The sequence below is a fragment of the Candidatus Nanopelagicales bacterium genome (assembly GCA_030700225.1).
Lineage (GTDB): Bacteria > Actinomycetota > Actinomycetes > S36-B12.
In genome coordinates this window covers 1-17,843 of the sequence record JAUYJT010000038.1, presented here as the reverse complement: position 1 = coordinate 17,843, position 17,843 = coordinate 1, and the positions used below count along the sequence as shown (strand labels likewise).

The 17,843-nt window shown below is 64.9% G+C and carries 12 protein-coding genes, 1 tRNA gene and 1 riboswitch; of the genes, 7 read left to right on the top strand and 6 right to left on the bottom strand.

What is annotated here, in order from left to right; translation table 11 throughout:
* Positions 1–25 precede the first annotated feature (25 nt).
* Entirely contained in the window at positions 26–1,681 is a 1,656-nt protein-coding gene (locus tag Q8P38_05030) for an alpha/beta-hydrolase family protein (protein MDP4013963.1), read from the bottom strand.
* Positions 1,682–1,760: 79 nt separating this feature from the next.
* On the opposite strand from Q8P38_05030, the gene Q8P38_05025 reads away from it, so the two are divergent.
* Positions 1,761–1,852: transfer RNA gene (locus tag Q8P38_05025), tRNA-Ser, on the top strand.
* A 40-nt stretch (positions 1,853–1,892) separates the two neighbouring features.
* On the opposite strand, the gene Q8P38_05020 is transcribed toward Q8P38_05025, so the two are convergent.
* Entirely contained in the window at positions 1,893–3,749 is a 1,857-nt protein-coding gene (locus tag Q8P38_05020) for an amino acid permease (GenBank protein ID MDP4013962.1), read from the bottom strand.
* Between the two features lie 86 nt (positions 3,750–3,835).
* Here Q8P38_05020 and Q8P38_05015 point away from each other — a divergent pair, with 86 nt between their 5' ends.
* The 5 genes from Q8P38_05015 to Q8P38_04995 all read left to right on the top strand — a co-directional run bounded on the left by Q8P38_05015 (position 3,836) and on the right by Q8P38_04995 (position 8,158).
* Positions 3,836–4,720, top strand: a complete 885-nt coding sequence (locus Q8P38_05015) for a universal stress protein (GenBank protein ID MDP4013961.1) — start codon at positions 3,836–3,838, stop codon at positions 4,718–4,720.
* Between the two features lie 94 nt (positions 4,721–4,814).
* On the top strand, positions 4,815–5,027 hold the full coding sequence (locus tag Q8P38_05010; GenBank protein ID MDP4013960.1) for a dodecin family protein: 213 nt from the start codon (positions 4,815–4,817) through the stop codon (positions 5,025–5,027).
* Between the two features lie 86 nt (positions 5,028–5,113).
* A riboswitch (TPP riboswitch) is annotated at positions 5,114–5,221 on the top strand.
* Positions 5,212–5,811, top strand: a complete 600-nt coding sequence (locus tag Q8P38_05005) for an ECF transporter S component (GenBank protein ID MDP4013959.1) — start codon at positions 5,212–5,214, stop codon at positions 5,809–5,811. It overlaps the preceding riboswitch by 10 nt.
* The gene (locus Q8P38_05000) at positions 5,808–7,343 is read left to right on the top strand and encodes an ATP-binding cassette domain-containing protein (protein ID MDP4013958.1); all 1,536 of its coding nucleotides are present in this window, start codon (positions 5,808–5,810) and stop codon (positions 7,341–7,343) included. Before Q8P38_05005 ends, Q8P38_05000 begins: the two co-directional genes overlap by 4 nt.
* Positions 7,340–8,158, top strand: a complete 819-nt coding sequence (locus Q8P38_04995) for an energy-coupling factor transporter transmembrane component T (protein MDP4013957.1) — start codon at positions 7,340–7,342, stop codon at positions 8,156–8,158. The genes Q8P38_05000 and Q8P38_04995 overlap by 4 nt, the downstream gene beginning before the upstream one ends.
* Positions 8,159–8,353: 195 nt before the next feature.
* Here Q8P38_04995 and Q8P38_04990 read toward each other — a convergent pair whose 3' ends face one another.
* Genes Q8P38_04990 through Q8P38_04975 form a run of 4 tightly spaced genes read right to left on the bottom strand, consistent with a single transcriptional unit; the run spans position 8,354 to position 15,136 of the window.
* Positions 8,354–10,924 (bottom strand): DUF4135 domain-containing protein, encoded by a 2,571-nt coding sequence (locus Q8P38_04990; protein MDP4013956.1) that lies wholly within the window; start codon positions 10,922–10,924, stop codon positions 8,354–8,356.
* 48 nt (positions 10,925–10,972) lie between these two features.
* Entirely contained in the window at positions 10,973–11,254 is a 282-nt protein-coding gene (locus Q8P38_04985; GenBank protein ID MDP4013955.1) for a Nif11-like leader peptide family RiPP precursor, read from the bottom strand.
* 46 nt (positions 11,255–11,300) lie between these two features.
* Complete coding sequence (gene lanM, locus Q8P38_04980) at positions 11,301–14,798, bottom strand: type 2 lanthipeptide synthetase LanM (protein MDP4013954.1); 3,498 nt, start codon at positions 14,796–14,798, stop codon at positions 11,301–11,303.
* 14 nt (positions 14,799–14,812) lie between these two features.
* A complete protein-coding gene (locus Q8P38_04975) occupies positions 14,813–15,136 on the bottom strand; it encodes a hypothetical protein (protein MDP4013953.1) in 324 nt (107 codons plus the stop codon).
* A gap of 385 nt (positions 15,137–15,521) precedes the next feature.
* Between Q8P38_04975 and Q8P38_04970 the strand changes: the two genes are divergently transcribed.
* Positions 15,522–17,507 carry a prolyl oligopeptidase family serine peptidase gene (locus Q8P38_04970; protein MDP4013952.1) on the top strand — a complete coding sequence of 662 codons (1,986 nt, stop codon included), beginning with the start codon at positions 15,522–15,524 and terminating at the stop codon, positions 17,505–17,507.
* Positions 17,508–17,843: the final 336 nt, after the last annotated feature.

Below are 17,843 nucleotides of genomic sequence, written 5' to 3'. Positions count from 1 at the left end.
CCGCGAGCGGGCGCGCACCGGACAGCTAGGCCTCGGACCCGAGTACACGGTCGCGCTCCAGTTCACGCCTAACCAGCAACCGGGTGATTGTCCCGACAGCCTCGCCCGCCTCTGGTGCGAATGCTGCGGCGACTGCGCCGGGCAAGTCGGCGCGGTAGTCATGTCCGACTGACCGGAAGTCACCGGACTGCGCCTGCGTTGCATAGGCGACGTCCAGGGCGACCTGCTGCCAGGAGAGCATCGGAATCCACGTCATGGCATCGGGGATGCCACGTCCTCTGGGTCGCGTGGACACCCACTTCGGACGGTGTCGCCACAGCTTCAGCTCGAAACGGGTCACCGGATCCGCGTCATGGTCAAGGAACCACAGGCGCACGCCGTCCGGCCTCGGGGATGGGAGTTCCTGCCATCGATCGACGTGAATCGTGCGCGGGTGATGGTCAAGATCGTCACGCAATGATGGGCCGCCTGGCGTGCCCGCGAACAGAGCCGCATCTACGCCCGATACCTCGGCTGTGGCCTCATTGACCCTAGTTGGCTCCATCTGCAGGGCCTTCTGGGCGGTTTGGGCTCCGAGACTCTCCCCGTAGACCAGCAGCCGGGGACGCTTTGGCGCTGATCCGCTGCGATCGATGATCTGATCGACGAGGCGCCTGAAAGTCTCCGCCGCGACCGGTAGCTCAGCCTCCGACAGCAGGGATGGCAGCACCCCGTACTGGATGACGACGCTCGCGCAGTCTCCGTGCGACAGGTACTCCAGGGCCTCGACTGGCACCGAGTTCGCGTAGCCGGATCCCGCGGGCGACACGGCCAGGATCGCCGACTTCGACCAGGCTCCGAGCCTGTCCAGCTCCGAGATGGCGATATCCACCCTGCCCTCGACGGTCTCAGCGGAATCCAGACCGACGAATACCCGGATCGGCTCCGCCGACGAATCGATGCTCAGGTCACTGGCGATCGTCCCAGCGTCAACACGCCACGAGACGAAGCGGCGCCCCTCCCTGCTCAACGTGTCATAGGGCACGAGGGAATCGGGTCCGCCGCTGACGTAGGGATCCCGGGTGGCGCTGGCCAGCGCTCCGTCGGCAGCTCGGCCCGCGTTGGCCAGTCGGGACAACAAGACGGCCATCGCCCACTTGCTGGCGATTCGGACTGCGGTGGCCGTCGCTACGCCAGAAACCGCGGCCCACATGGTCGGCGAGCCTGGGACCCGCGCGGCGACCCTGTGACCGACGAACCGCGTGGCGCCCGACAACGCGTCAGCGGTCACCGCGATTCCCGTGGCGCCACCTAGTCCGGTCGCCGCGGAGATGACCGGTGACGACGCTACTGGCGCCCACTCCGGGTAGGAGATCCGCTGCTCGGCGACGTGCCGGCGGGCCCTCGCGACAGCGATGACCCCGAATCCCGCAACAAGCGCCAACCTGGCGGTCTGGGATCCCTGATGCGAGTTGCGCCTGGCGCCCTTGTGGACAGCGGTGCCAATCGCGGCGCCCAAAGGGCTCGCCGTCAATGAGGCCGCTCCAACGAGGATGGCTTGGTGAACCGTCGACCTCGGAGTCAAACTCGGCCGGAATGACTCGGCGGCCGCGATCATGGCCGCTATCGCGGCTCCGGCTCTCGCGGGGGTAAGTGACGGCACATGAGCATTGTTCCGGAACCACGCCATCCGATAGGCCATTCCAGACACATCGAGAACTCGGGAGTCGATTAGGTCCGGTACTCTGGTCCGGTCCCAATGGGTCCGACCGCCGGGACATGGAGGCGTCGCCTAGCCCGGTTTATGGCGCCCGCCTGCTAAGCGGGTTGGGGGTAACACCCCTCGAGGGTTCAAATCCCTCCGCCTCCGCCACCGTTCCGTCAGTGATCTTCCGAGGAGTTGAAGGCCGCGGCTACTGTGTCGGCTGGCATCCAGGGTCATCCACGTGGCAACGCTCGGACGGATGCTGCTGGATGTAGTCGTACTCGTCCTCGTGCGAGGCGACCGTGGATGACACCGCTGCTAGGACTCCTGGCAACACCAGGGCGATGGCGATCACGAGCACGGACTTGCGCAGCTTGCGGGCAGCCGTGGCCACGTCCCCGGCGGCTGCCGCGCGCCGGGCACTTTGGTCCTGGACCAGTCCGAATCCCGCGATGACCGCGCCGACGAGCGATCCCGCCGCAGTGAGCCACCACGCGGCTTTCGCCCACCCACCCAGGAAGGGATGGCTCCCCGGATACTTCAGCGCCAGGAATCCGAGCACCAGGACCATGGCGATGCCGATCAGCGTGCCCGCCCGGATTCCGCGCGAACTCAGCTCCCTGCTGGCTAGGTCGTCCGGCAGGTTGCTCGGACGGTCCGGCGGCGCCGTCGATCGCCGTCGACTGTAGAAGAAGTAGACGATCAGGCCGATGGACAGCCAGACAGCGAAAACCGTCCAGGTGGCGGCTTCCAGGGACAAGATCAAGTAGAGGCAGAACAGCACGCCAAGGATCGGCGTCAGTGGCATGAGCGGCACCTTGAACGTGCGTGGCAGTTCTGGCCGGGAAATCCACAAGGCGATCACGCCGAAGTTGACGATCACGAAGGCGAAGAGCGTTCCGATGCTCACAGCCTCGGCCAGGCGCCCTAATGGCACGAGGCCCGCCAGGAGCGAGATTGCCAGGCTGACCAGGATGGTGTTTGTGATCGGTGTTTGGGTACGTGGATTCACCCGCGTGAACAGCTTCGGTAGTAGGCCGTCCCTGCCCATCGCGAAAAGGATCCTCGTCTGGCCGTAGATCGTCACCAGCACGACGCTGAAGATCGATATCACAGCGCCCAGGGAAATGATGGCGGGGGCCCAGTTGGATCCGCTCGCGACTTGGGCGATCTGGGCGAGCACAGCCTCGGCGCCGCTTCCCTCGAAGTCCTCCCACGGACGCGCACCGATCGCGGCCGCGCCAACCAGAATGTACAGAAACGTCACGATTACCAGCGACAAGATGATCGCGCGCGGCAGGTCACGCTTGGCGTTCTTGGCTTCCTCACCAGCCGCCGACGCGGCGTCGAAACCCACATAGGAGAAGAAGAGCTGACCTGCTGCCGCGCTGACCCCGACGAATCCCAGCGGCAGGAACGGCGCGAAGTTCCCGGGTGTGAAGTTGGTGAACGCCACGGCGCAGAAGAACAGCAGGATGCAGATCTTGAGCGACACCATGAGCGTGTTCACCTTGGCCGATTCGCTGACGCCACGCATGAGCAGGAAGGCGCACATAGTGACCACGACCACGGCGGGGAGGTTGAACACGCCCCCGGCGGTGCCTGGAGGATTGGCGAGCGCGTCCGGAATCTGAATGCCGAATGTTGTGAGGAACTCGTTTAGATACTGACCCCACCCAACGGCTACGGCGGACGCGGAAACCCCGTATTCGAGCATCAGGCACCAGCCGCACACCCAGGCCACGATCTCCCCGAGCGTCGCGTAGGCGTAGGAGTAGCTCGACCCCGATACGGGGATGGACCCGGCCAGCTCCGCATACGCCAATGCCGAGAAAGCGCAAGTGATCGCCGCGAGCACGAACGACAGCAGGACGGCGGGGCCCGCCTTTGGTATCGCTTCACCGAGGATGACGAAGATCCCCGAGCCGACTATCGAGCCGACGCCGAGGAAAGTCAGAGCCAACAGGCCCATGCTGCGCTTCAGCGTGCCGACGTCGCCCTCGGCGTTGATTTCGTCCGCGGGCTTGATTCGCAGGAGTTGGCGCCTGATCGGCAATGACCCCATGGTTCCTCCCGCCGATAACGCTCTGCTACTCCCTGTTCGGTACCGTAGCGAGAATCCCGCAATCACATACCAGAACGGAACGGGCCATGCTCATCGCAATTGGAGTAACTCCGGACGAATCTTCCGGCGATGCTCTCGCTCTTGGGGCGGTGCTGTGCCGATCGCTCGGTGCCGATCCGGTACTGGTGCATGTGTATCCGGAGGCCTATGACCCAGCCAGGGTCGGCCACGTTGATGCCGAATGGACTGCGTTCCTGCGTGAGCAAGCAGCGGACGTGCTGGCCGAAGCGACCGAGGAGATGGCGGAAGCCCAGGGTTTCGCGGGCGCTGCGACCGCCATGCACGGCCATAGGTCAAGCGGTGTCGGGCTGAACGAAACAGCCACCGCTCTTGGAGCGGACATGATCGTTGTTGGTAGCTCCTCGGGAGCGTCGAACGGCCGCTTCCAGGTAGGGTCCACAGCCGATCAGCTGCTCCACGGTTCCGCATTTCCCGTGTGTTTGGCGCCCGTCGGATACCGGCGAACAGCCCCCCGTTCCATCGGAAGAATCGTCGTCGCATTCCAGAACACGACCGAGTCGCAAGACGCCTTGCTACGGGCGGTCGAGCTAGCGGAGTGCTCAGGAAGCTTGGTTGCGCCCTTGACCGTCCTCGTTCGGCACCGGACCTATGGCAGCGATCTGGGTTCCGCAGCCGAGCAAGCGGTCATCGCAGAGCAAAGGGAGGACGCTGAGGCCGGCCACGAGCGCGCTATGCGCGATGTTCCCGCATCTCTGCGGGGGGACAGCGTGATCGCTGTGGGTGATTCTCCGCTCGCGGCGTTGCAGCGTCTTGACTGGAGGGGCGATGAGGTGCTGCTGCTGAGCTCATCCAAGGAAGGCAAGATCATGCGAGTGTTTCTTGGCGACATGACGTACAAGCTGATCAGAGCCACACCAGTGCCGGCGATTGTTCTTCCCCGGCGTACATAGTCCTGGTCGCGAAGCAGATCCGGCGCTGCGTGGCAGGCGTTCTGTGGGGGTCGCGCGTAACCTGGGGGCAGCGTCGTTCCGATCAGGAGGACACATGGCGAATCGCACATACGGTCTCAGCGAAGTTGTAGGAACCAGCCCTGACGGCGTCGACGCGGCTGTGCGCAACGCTCTCGCGCGCGCTTCCAAGACGGTTCGGCATATCGACTGGTTCGAGGTGACGCAGATCCGCGGTTACGTCCGGGACGGCAGCGTCGATCACTTCCAGGTGGCGCTCAAGCTGGGCTTCCGGCTCGAGGACAAGTAGAGCCGACGCCCCCGCGGAGTTCCGGCGCGGCTTGCGGTTGATCCGCGCGCGGCCCGGGCTGGCATATAGGATGCGGGTGTTCGCAGACTCGCGGACGCGGGAGTCCGGGTATCCGGGCTGAGAGGGCGGGTAATCCGCCGACCGTTGGAACCTGGCCGGGTAATGCCGGCAAGGGAGGAGAGCGATGCTCGCGAAGTTCATGCGAGGTCGCTGGCGAGTAGTAGATCTCGTCTCCGTCGCTGTGATCGGGTCGACTTTCGGTGTGGTGTATTGGGCCTGGAATCAACTGTGGCTGGTATCGACGCCGCTCTTCGTCGCTTACCCGCCAACCCAAGCGCTGCTGTACGGGGTCTGGATGCTGCCTCAAGTCATCGCCGCGCTTGTTGTTCGGCGACCGGGCGCCGCCTTGTTCGGTTCAATGTCAGCGGTCGTTATCTCGGCCTTCCTGGGGAACGTGTTCGGGTTGACCGCGCTCATCTACGGACTTGCCCAGGGGTTGGCCGCGGAGATCGTCTTCGCGGTATTCGGCTACCGGGTCTGGAACCGTATGACCGCCGGGATCGCTACGGCCTTGGCAGCCGCTGCGGGAACAACGCTTGACGTCACGTTCTACTTCCCGTTCTGGACCCCGGAATGGAAGCAGGCATACGTGTTGGCGGGGTGCTTGAGTGGGCTGGTGCTTGGGACAGTGCTGGCGCCCTGGATCGTGAGGCGGCTCGCGTCGGCTGGAGCACTCGACGCGATGCCGTCAGGTCGCGCGGCGCGTCTGGTGGCCGGGGAATGACAGACATGGCAGTGGGCGTGAGCGCCCGGGACTTCGGATGGCGTTATGCGGGGCGGTCCAAGTGGGCCTTCAGAAATGTTGATCTTGAAATCGCTCCCGGTGAGCGAGTGCTGATCGCCGGTGGATCCGGTGTCGGGAAGTCGACCCTGCTGCGGGCGCTCGCGGCCATCGGAGACGAGGCGGAATCCGCTCAGACAGCCGGGACGATCAAGTATCGCCGCGGGTCGCGCGAGATCGCGGCCGTTGACGTGGGTCAGCAGGTCGGTCTGATGATGCAGGATCCGGAGACCAATCTGATCCTGACGAAGGTCGGCGACGATGTCGCTTTCGGGCTGGAGAACGCGCAGGTCGACCGGGCCGCGATCTGGCCAAGGGTCGAGCGATCGCTCGGGGTCGTGGGATTCCCGTATGGATTGGAGCGGCCGACGTCTGCCCTGTCTGGCGGCGAGAAGCAGCGGGTGGCGCTGGCCGGGCTCTTGGTCCGGAAGCCGGGCTTGCTCATCCTCGACGAGCCGACCGCGAATCTGGATGCTGAGGGCGCCGCCATGACGGTAGGTGCCCTCCAGGAGGTGCTGGCCGACTCCGGGTCGACGCTAGTGCTAGTGGAGCACCGTCTGGCCGACGTGGTTGATCTCGTGGACCGGATCGTCGTCCTTCAGCCCGAGGGCATCCTGTTCGACGGTCCAACCGCTGAAGTCCTGCGATCGAGGGGATCGGAGCTGGCCGATCTGGGGGTTTTCGTGCCGGGGGTCGAGCTGCTGCCGGGTTCCCGGCCGCGGATTCAGCGGAATCGGCCATATATGGCCGGAATCGTCACAAGATCACCCGCCACGCCAGAAACGGCCGTTCTTACCGCGCGGGATGTGGTCATTCGGCGGGTCAAGAAGGGCCCGCCGGTGGTTGACGGGGTTTCGCTTCGCGCATCCCGGTCGACCGCTGTTGCCGTCATGGGCCCGAACGGGGCTGGCAAGTCGACACTCGCGCGAGCCCTAGGCGGCCTGATGCGCCCGAGTCAGGGCAGCGTCACGGCGGCTGGCAGCGATAAGCCACTGCACCGCTACCGTTCGCGTGATCTTTGCCGCGTTGTCGGAAGCGTTTTCCAGGAGCCTGAGCATCAGTTCGTGGCCACGTCCGCCCGCGCGGAACTGGCGATCGGCGCCCGGGCGTCTGGGCTGACGCGCAGGCAAGCTTGTGAGCGGGCTGACCTGCTCCTCGACGAGTTGCATTTGGAAGACGTGGCCCGCGCGAACCCTTACACGTTGTCCGGAGGGGAGAAGCGTCGGCTCGCCGTGGGGGCGGCCTTGGCCGGTGGCCCCGGCGCGCTCGTGCTGGACGAGCCGACGTTCGGGCAGGACTTGAACACGTGGCGCGCGACGGTCGAGCTGCTGATAAGGCAGCTGGATGATCAGCGGGCACTAGTCGTCGTGACGCACGATGCGGAACTGGTGAAGGCGCTCGGTGCGGTCGAGTACCGGATGACCAGGGGGCGTCTTCGGCTGGACGTCGAGGAGACGGGGGGTGATCCTCTATGAGCCTGGAGTTCGGGCAGGGCGTCGAGACATCAGGTGTTTGGCCCTGCGTTGGTCGGCTCAACGCGGTCACGAAGCTGGTCATTACCGCTGTGGTCACGATCGGGCTTCTATTGAGCGTTGATCCCACGACGGCTGGAGTGATCCTCATTGGCGAACTTGTCGCGCTGCCGTTCTTCGGGCTACGGCCAAGAACGGTGGCCGTCAGGTCCGGATTCCTCGTGGCGATCGCCGCGATCCTGACGCTCGTCAACGCCCTTTTCAGCTCGAATCACGAGGGCTACCTGATCCTCGACTGGGGGCCGTTCTCCCTGTCGACCGGGGGCCTTGTGCAGGCTTCAGCCATCGGGCTGCGCGTTCTGGCTTTGTCACTGCCGGCCGTGTTGCTGCTGTCGACTACGGACCCGACGCTCATGGCGGATGGTCTGCAGCAGATCGTCCGCGTCCCGTCCAGGTATGCGCTGTCTATGCTCGTCGGCCTGCGGGTCTTGCCGCTGCTCGCCTTCGACTGGCGTGAGATGTCCGACGCGCGCCGCGCACGAGGACTCGCCGGTCGTGGCCCCGCGTCCGCGGTTCGCGGGGCGATGAGTCGTTTGGTGGGTCTGCTAGTGGAAGCCTTGCGCAGGGCCGTTCGCCTTTCGGTCGCGATGGAAGCCCGAGGCTTCGACCCGTATGCCGCGCGAACCTACGCGCGTCAATCAACTCTCGGCGGGCAGGACATGGCAGCGGTCCTGGTGTGTTTGGCGCTGGTTGGGCTGGCTACGGCGCTGGCTGTTGCCCAGGGCCAGTGGAGCTTCGCCCTCGCCTGGCCGTTCTGAGTTGGCTGACTACACAGGCGAAGGGTCGTAGGCGCACGCTGGATCCTCGGCCAGAGGATCGCCGGATGCCGCGAACGCCCGTGATCGGGAGCCGCCGCAGATCGTGGTCGGGCTGCTGGTCGACCCGACCGCTGTTCCGGTGCCGAGGTCATTGGGGTGGAACTGTCCGAGCAATCTAGTCGGAAGCAAGAACGATCAGCGCTGCTTGCTTGAATCGCTCATCGCCGTGAGCCGTCGTCGCAGGTCGGTGGGGCTCAGCTGGGCGAGGCCGCGTCGAATCCGCTCATAGTTGTGTGTGTCGGGCCAACTGGCCAGCCCGCCACTGCGGTCCCACCGGCAGCCAGCCTGGCCGAGGAACGCCTCGACGCGCGGAACGTCGAGGCGGGCCAGGGCTTCCTGCTCGGCGCCCAACAGATCCTCCGGCCAGTGTGCCCCTCGCGGATCGAAGTACTCGCGGGCGAGCCGCTCCAGCGCGACGGCCCTCGCGGTCGCCGATGTCAAGGACGTCGGCTCGAAAGCCTGGTCGAGCAGCCGCCGGTAGTCGTCGTCCGGCCGCAGAACCAGCCGACGAGGAAGGTGGGCAGCGTCTTCGATCGCGGCCAACACGCTGGGGGCCGCAGCAGAAACTGCGTTGTACGTGTCCTCGAATCCGGCCGCGAAGTCGGGGAAGCTGCCGGGCGGCGTCCCGCGCGGTTCTTCCGAAGGCAGGTCCAGCTCATTCCCGGCTGCAGCGAGTTGTGCGACGGCGTCCCAAGCAGTCCCGAGCAGGCTTGACAACGCAGCGGCCTGCCCGGCGTTCACTGCCTGCGTCGGTGGGCCGGACTCTGGCCGCGCTCCGCCGTTTAGATCCTCCACGAATCCGAAGCGGTCCCCGGCGAGATCGCCTGTCGCGCGGTCCAGTCCAAGGACCATGGGCGGACAAGGCAGCAAGTCTGGACTCAGGCCGTGATCGCCCAGGATCGACAGAATCCCTCGACACGCCGCAGCCAACCGCAGGTCTTCCGGAATGTAGCGCACGCGCACGTCCCCGAGGCTGAGCAGCCAGGACGACCTCCCGTCGTCGTGTGTCTCGCTCGACAGCGCCCGCACTGCCGTCAGCCCCGCGTCTGTCGCCACCCCGAACGCCCGGGCGAGTTCGTCCCGCTGGACCGCCACCCGGGTGAGCGTCTCGGTGGTTCGCTCATGCCACTGTCGCAGCACTGTCGCTAGGTCGTGGGCGAGTACGGGGAACGGGTCAGTCAGCGGTCGCAGCGTAGTTCGATGCAGAAAGCGACATAAGGCAGCATATTGGGCGCGGTCGAACTCCGGCCGCGACGGAGACCCACCGCCAAGACCTGGCACCGGCATCGGCCCGAGAAGGGAACGCAGCGCTTTGCCGCAAGCCTCGCCGAGCCGAGCCAGCAGCATCAGCCGCAGGTCATCTGCGGCGGTCGGGCGCAGTGATCCCACGAGATCTGAGTGATCGTTGCAGAAGAGGGTCCAGCCCTGGGTGACGACGGGCGCCAGCGCCGCTGCGAAGGGGAGGCCGCGGCTGGCTCCGGGTGGCAACTGCGCCTCGGCGCTTTCGAGCCATTGCCCGTCGTTTGCGACTCCCTCATCGGACGACCCCAGATTCGCGTATGCCGACCGCACCCGCTCGAACCAGGGCCACCATGGCGCCGTCTCCGCGTACAGGCCGGACGGCCGGTCGCTGACTGCCACCAGCGCCTGTTCGTTTCGCAGGCCCGCGCTTCGCAGCCGACGCTCGAACATCCCGGGGTGATCCGCAGCGACCGCTGCTCGCCATCGCGCCACCTCGGATTCCGCGGCCCGCCCCGGCCGCAGCAGCGGCAGCTGGCTGCCCGCCCACGCCAGTTGCGACGTCCAAGACCTTCCCGCTTCCCGGGCCGCCACTTCCGCTTCTGCGTCGGCCATCGCCTCGGGCGTCCCAAGTTGTCTCGACGCTGCCAGTATGTAGCTTTTCAGGATGACGCGGTCAATCTGGCCGGTCGGCCAGGACAGGCTGAAGTGGGTCATCGCGACTGTGTCGACGCGATTAGGCACTTTGAGCGCGGGGAATAGTGGGTGAGCTACTTCGCGCTCGCGGACCCTGGGCAGCGACAGCACGAGTTCACGCATCCGCTCAACAGTTTCGTCGCGAACGCCAAGACGCGAAACGGGCCCGAAGACGTCGTAATGGGATGCGTCGATCACAACTTCGATCCCGATCCGCTCCGAGAGCCGATCACGTTCGGGCAGATAGTCGATCCCTATTCGCAGCGAGCCGCCGGATGTGAGGAGGGGGGCGCAGTGGCTGATGGACGCCAGTACCTGTCCTCCGACTCCAAGTTCCGCGAGGGAGTCGACCGCAACGACCAACGAGGTCTGGTCAGGCACCGGGAACAGCAGGCGCAGCTCACCTGAACGTCCCACCATTGACGAGACGAGCACCGGCGTCCCCAACCGGGCCAAGGACAGCGGCAAAGTGGCGGACGCGACTTGATGAAAGACTCCGGCGACCCGGGGAGCCGCAGAAGTCAGATCAACTTCGACGGTGTCATCGCCCGCAATGGCGAATTCGGCATTGCCATAACGGCAAAGGCGGCCAGGAGCCTGCCGAGTGAAAAGAGCCAGATCCGTGCGCCCCGAACCGTCATGGTGCACTTCGAACCCGACCAGAGGGAGGATTGCGACGCCCTCGCGTTCGCTGAGGCAGCGAGCGGCGTTAGACGCCGCACCAACTATCCGCTGATCGAAACCAAACTCAATCGCGACCCATGCGCACATCGCAGCAACTTGCCGCGCCGCCGCCGAAGGGGCTGAGCCGGTGACCGGTTACCTGCACGCAGGCGGAAGCAGCTCTGGCTGGAAACCCGCGCTGCAAATGGCGTACGCCCCAAGGCCGGACTTGGCGCCACCCGCCGCGCCTTCCAGTTCGGCGTCCGAGACCTCGCGCTCCGCGTCAAGCGCGGCCACCACATCGTCGCTCGTCAAAGTGAAACCGTTGGCGGCCGCGACGGCGACGATTTCGTCGATCGACTTCGCGGCAGTCAGTTTCGCCTTCAACGCCTCGTCGCTGGCTGCGGCGTCCATGAGGGCCGCGATTTGATCGGTCACCTTGTCTCCCTTCAACAACGGGGAGATTGTCACCCCGAACCGCCCGTCACGCTAGCAGGTCCAGGAGGTTGCAGCGATCGTATTCACCCAATAGGTGCAAGCCGATGCCCGCCAGGCCGGTCATCAAACCCGCGCGGCCGACCGTTGTTCCGGTGCCGAGGTCATTGAGGTGGAATTGCCCGGTGGCGCGCCACCGGGCCAACATCGCCTTCGTGATCGAGTCGGCGGCAGCCTCGGATTCGGGCCAACCATGTCTACGACCCAGCCCGCGCAAGATCGCGGCCCGGCCCGCGTTGCCACAACACAAGTGGTCAAGTTCGCGCTGTGGCGCATGAGCCGTCTTGCGAATGGCGATGTCCAGGTCCTCACGCCATTGCTCGGCGAGCGAATGGTCAGGCATGAGCGCCAGCGCGTTCGACCGCGCGAGCGCGATGCCCGCCGCTCCATGACACCAAGCCACCATGAACCCGCCTGCGGTCGGGTTCGACCGCAGGTCAGGCCAGTTGTCTTGCTCCCGATCCAACAACCGTCGTTCGAAGCCGAACGCTGCCGCACTCGCTTCGACGCAGCGCTCGTCTTCGAGCAGCGACCCGGCTTGCAGCAATGCGAGGCCGAAGCCACTGGCCCCATGGCTCAACCCAGTGAGCGCACGCGGGGCTATGGGCGTGACCCAGCTGCCCGAGCGTGTGTCTTGGTGGGCGAGCAGGTGATCTGCGAGCATCCGGACGGCCGCCTTGACCCGGTCATCTGGCCACGATCCCTGCAACGCCGCCAGCGGAGCCACCGCGCCAGCCGCTCCCGCCATGAAGTCGAACATCATGTCTTTGTCGATCAACCCCGAGATCATCCCATCGAGGATCAGGGATCGGATTCGATGCGCATCGGAATCCGTCACGGAAGCGGTGGGGACCGCCAACGCCCGCAGCAGCCCGCCGACCCCTGTGAAGCCCAACCCAAGATCACGCAGTTGGCGGAACGCGTCGTAGGGCGGGCGGTCCAACAACTCCGACGTGATGGCTCGCCAACCCGCTTCTGCCAGCGAACGCGCCCGCTCCGCCACCTGGGGATCGGCCCGGAACAGCCGGGCCAACTCGCCAAGAAACACCATCAGCCCAGCCCGCCCGGAGTAAAGCCCCGCGTCCATCAACCCGAGCTGGATCTGTGTCCCATCGCCGATCGGATTGAGAACCAGCCATGTGCTGTTGCTTTGCTCGTCCCGCAGGGCGCCCACTTCGATGGCCGCGAGGATCTGGGCCAAAGCGTCGCTGATCGCGGTGGGGTCAGTTGTCGCATCCGGCCCGGACGGTGACCCATTTGGCGCCTCCTTGGCTGACATGCCGAAGCTGCGGGCGCCAACGGCAGCCCGGATCAACTCGACCTGCCACGACAGGTCGGATTCGGACGCCTGCCTCACCCTGGCCAGGGCTTGCGCCAGTCCGTCCTCGACCAGAGCGTCCGGGATGGTCCGATCAGACGCGATCACACTGGTAGAGCCGAGTGGGTAGGAGAAGAAGGGGACGTCGAGGTTCTCCAGGTCGTGCAATTCGGCGTGGAACAGTTGCCACTGCACTGATGGTTCCTCGGCAATCAGGGCGCTGCGACCCAACCGGTCGAGTTCGAACCCGCGATCGTTGGCCGACCGCAAGCGTTCCGGGGATACGCAGCGCAGCATCAGATTCATGTAGGTCTGAGTGGCGCGCACGACGATTCGCCGACGCAAGCCGGCGAACGCCCGCATCCGCCTCGTCAGTTCGTCGCGGTGTGACGGGTCTGTCGCATGGCGATATCCGTCCGTGAAGCCTTCCACCAACGCTCCGATATGGCTGGCGAGCGGGTTGGCGCTTCCGAGTCCGACTGGCAGGCTGGCGATCGCCTGGGCTGAGAACGAGGCACGGCCCCACGCCATCGCGTCGGTGTTCGCGTTCACCCAACCCGGACTGATGAGGGTTGCTTCCACCGGGTACTGCTCGGTTCCCAGGGCGCTGATGTCGGACGCGCGGGCGGCGAGTGCGTCAACGTGCCAGGAGGGCAGCAGCCCGATGCGCAACACCGAAGTCATCACGTCATGGTCGAGGCGACCGTCCGGTGGCGCGCCGCCCTCGGCTCGACCTTCCGCGCCGCCCTCCGGGGTGCCTGGCAGGGCATGCAGGCGACCCTCGAACAGTGTCTCGGGGTCTATCAGAACCAGCCGGGATCCGTTGGCTATGAGGTTCTCGAAATGAGCGTCTGTGGCACCCAGGAAGTGAAGCAGTGCCAGTAGCCGCCCGGCATTTCGGTAGAAGTCTTCAAGCTCTGCCGGCGTGCGTGCCGGAACGTGCTCGACCGCTGAGGCATAGCCGTAGCTGTCCCCGACCGCGACGACCTTGACCACTGGGCGCGCATGCTCACCCTCAACGAACCAAGACGCAAGGGCGTGGTACTCGACTTCGATCCTCATGTCCTTCGGCTTGTAGGCCACCGACACCCCACCGTCTGGACTGTTCAAGCCCAGGACGGCGACAGAACGCCCGCCGCAGTGCGTGTCGCCAGCCCCTGTCCTCAGCCAGTTCACTCGGACGGGGACCGACGCTCCGAACGCCTGCGCCAGATCCGCCTCGTCGGACACCAGCCGACGGCACAACTCGCGATTCGTCCGTTGCCAAGTCAGGACGACGTTGGCCAACAGTCTGCCAAGCACCGGGAACTCCGTGAGCAAACCAGTCATCCCTTCGCTGGCGTGCTGCCGACAGTACTCGGCGTACCGGGACCGGCCACGATCAGTGCGGGAGGCGCCCAACGACAGCAGGAACGCGTTTCCACAGGTCCGGTCGGCCGAGAACTCCACCATCAAGGCTCTAGCCGCGATGGCGGACATCCGACCGACGAGGTCCCGCTGAACCTCGACCACAGCCTCGCGGCTCAACACCCCCAGGCTCGGATCGTCGGCTTGCAGCCGTCGCCACGCCTCATGTGCCACCGGCCACAGCAGGCAGCTGAACGGAACCGGGGCGACAGCTGCGGGCATCGAGTCCTCGACACTTGCCAGCCAGTCGTCGTCGCTGATTGGTGTGGCCGCCGAATCACGACACGTCCGGGAGATCCAATGCAGGACGCCCCACCACTGCGGCCGCGCGGGGCAGGCTGCGGTCGAATCTCGCGGAGCGTCCGCGCTGGCGTCAGCATTTCCGTCCGCGCCAGCCAGCATCCGCCGCGCGTCATCTGGCGTCAACCCCTCCCACTCCAACCGCTTGGCGAACAGCCCCGCGTCGTCAGGGTCGATCACTTCCCGCCACTTGACCAACTCGTCGACCTCGGGCAGCCGTTGATCGACACCCGTGCAGCGGCCGCGTTCACTGTCACCGGCTGCAAGGCTGTCGCCCGGCGCGACTGTCGGCGCGGCACCAAGTGAGGCGCCGCGGCGGGCCGCCCCCAATCGCTCATCCCACCGGCGTCCAGCCAGCAACACCTGGGAAGGTAGCTCCGCTGCTGTCATGGCGTCGTCACCACCGTTCTGGCTCTGGGTCCGAGTGATGAAGGCGCGCCGGTCGAGCGCCGAAGGTCGCATGGAACGTGCCCGCCTTAGGATTCCTGTCTGGTGGAAACGGTAACGGTCTCTGCCTTACGCTCGGGCCGGGGTCGTCCATTCACGCCGGCCGAGCTGGCTTTGGAGGCCACGTCGTCACCGTAGGCTCGCGGCCGCAGCGTGCGCCCGTCGACCTGCTCGGCCGGGTTCACCAGCCTCGGGCCGGTCAGCATCCGCCGGGCCGTCGAGCGGCCCATCCCCGTGGTGTCCACCACCCGGTCCAGGATCTCGCCCCTCTCCGCCCTCGATGCCGTTCGGTACTGGGTGCGCAGCTTGTTCGTCATTTGCCGTCTCGCGGCCATATCGATCTTGCCTTCCATAACAGGCAAGCCTTCCCCCAACAGGCGGTCACGCGCTCAAAATAGGTGAGGCACGCCGATCTCTAGACATAGACAAGCAGATTCAGATAGACAGTCATGATGGCAAGGGAGGTATCAGCCGACTCAGGAGCTCCCGATGAGTCTCGCGAACGCGATCAGGTCGGGAACCGGGGAGGACCTTGAGATAGAGATAGAGTATGTCCTCCGGATCCTGAGCGACAAGTGATCGGCGAGCATCACGAGAAGTGCCCGCGAAACGGTGATAGGAGTTGTCATGAGTCCACGCACGGAAGCCAGACGACGTGGTGCTGTCGTTGGGATCTTCCTGCTTGCTCTGTCCCTTCTCTTCCTGGTGGGGTGCGCGAAGACACAGGAACAGGAATCGGTGAAGCTCGATGATCCAAGTGGGAAGCCGCTGCGGATAAGCGGCAAGCAGGCGCTAACTAACGACGACATCCTCGACCGTGAGAGCTATAGCGAGTTCAGAATGTCGCCGGATGGCTCGACGGTCGCATGGGTCAAGGACGGAGGAGATCTGTTCCTGGTGGATTTCGCCAGTGGGGCCTCAAGGCAGGTGACGCCGAAGGGCGTGAGCTCGATCTCACAAGTCGCGTGGTCTCCGGACGGGAAGCGGCTCGCCTTCATGAGCGATTCAAAAGGCCTGCCCCAGGCCTGGTTCCTGGACGTCAGCAAAGGTTCAGCTTCCTCCGTGTCGTCGGCCCGGAACGGCATCACGGGGCTCTCATGGTCAGCTTCGGACGCCATCCTGTACACGGCTCCCGGCCGCACTAAGGGAGGAGATCCGAATGACCATACGTACGAGGTGACGGATTACAGCGATACGCCGACGAGGCTGTTCAGGGTCGACCTCGCGGGAGGGAAGACGACGAGGCTTACGAACAATCATGACCGGCTCATTTCCATTTCGGGCTCTCCAGACGGCAGGTATGCCTTCTACACGCGGACCAAGAGCGCAAACGACCTCTATCCCGCTCAGTGGCAGCAGACGATTCCTTTCGAGAACTACTTGCTCGACCTAAAGACGGGCCGGGAGACGAAGGTCTTCGCCGAAAGCCGGTGGCTGATGGGAGGCGGGCTATGGTCACCGGACTCAAAGACACTGTTCGTTGTAGATTTCTACTCGGACGACGAGATACTCGCGAACTACCTGACGATACCGCGCGTGCTTGACGTCCAGACCGGAGCTGAGTTAGAGCCCGACCTCGGCTGGGAGCGTGGCATCGACCAGATGTCTTCTTTCCTCTATGGGGCACTCGTTCCGTTCGAGGGGGGTTTCATGACCTTGCTGGCGGACGGTACGAATCCAATAGCGGCGAAGTACGCTCGATCGGGTTCGACGTGGGAGCGCGAGGATCTCGATAGCGACCACCAGGGAAATATCTTCGCCTTGGATGCCTCACACGACGGCGAGAAGATCGTCTACACCTACGGGACGGCTAACACCCCTGACCAGCTCTACCTGGCCAACGTGAAAGGGGATCGGCTCGAGAAGACGCGGGTGATCACTGACCTCAACCGGTATCTTAAGAAGAAGAACCTCGGTCGCACCGAGGTGATGAGTTGGGTCGGCGCGGAGGGCGAAGAGGTCCAGGGGCTTCTCTCTTACCCGAACGGCTACGAACCTGGGAAGAGATACCCCATGGTGTTTATTATTCACGGCGGACCCACGATGGCAGTAACAGACCGATACATGGACAACCCCTATGAGGCACCCCACTTGATGGCCCAGAAGGGGGCCTTCGTTCTGAGGCCGAACTACCACGGCAGCCTGAACTACGGTCTTCCTTTCCAGAAGTCGCTCCTCGGCGGCCACTACTATGACTATCCGCTCGAGGATTTCTACACGGCGGTGGACCGACTGGATGAGCTCGGGTTCATAGATCCCAACCGGCTTGGCACCCTTGGTTGGTCCAACGGGGCGATCCTGTCCGTCGCCCTCATCGCAAAGGGTGATGCGAGGTTCAAGGCGGCATCGGCCGGAGCTGGCGGCGGCGAGTGGGTGTCGGACTGGGGGGGCTCCCTCTTCGGAGGGGTGTTCGGCCAGTACTGGTTCAAGGATCCCGTCAAGGATCCCGAGTACTTCATCAACCCCGACAATGCGCCGTTCTATAACTCCGAGAAGGTAGTCACGCCCACAATCTTCTACGGTGGCGACAAGGACCAGAACGTCCCTCTAGCCATGACGCTCAACACCTTCAGGGGCATCCAGCAGTACGGCAAGGTCCCTGTGAAGATGTTCATCTTCCCTGGTGAGAAGCACGCTCTGGAATCGCCAGCCCATTTGAGGCGAAAGCTTGTGGAGGATAATGCCTGGTTCGACAAGTACTTCTTCGGTAGCGGAGATCGTTAGCGGGACACGAAGTACGACACGGCCGCAGCCCCGTTCCACCCACCGGCGGCCACCGCGAAGTCACGACGGCCAAGTCAGCGGCCGCCAGGAAACCGGCCGTCACCATCAACTCAATCCGGGCATTCCCAGGTGAGGCAACCAATACGCTTAGGCGGGCATCTTGACATGAGGCAACAGAGCTACTTCGCCGCAGGATCGTAGGCGCACGCTGGATCCTCGGCCAGAGGATCGCCGGATGCCGCGAACGCCCGTGATCGGGAGCCGCCGCAGATCGTGCGGAAGTCGCACCGGCCACAGCGTCCGGTGAACTCGGCGGCTCGAATGGATCGCAGGACC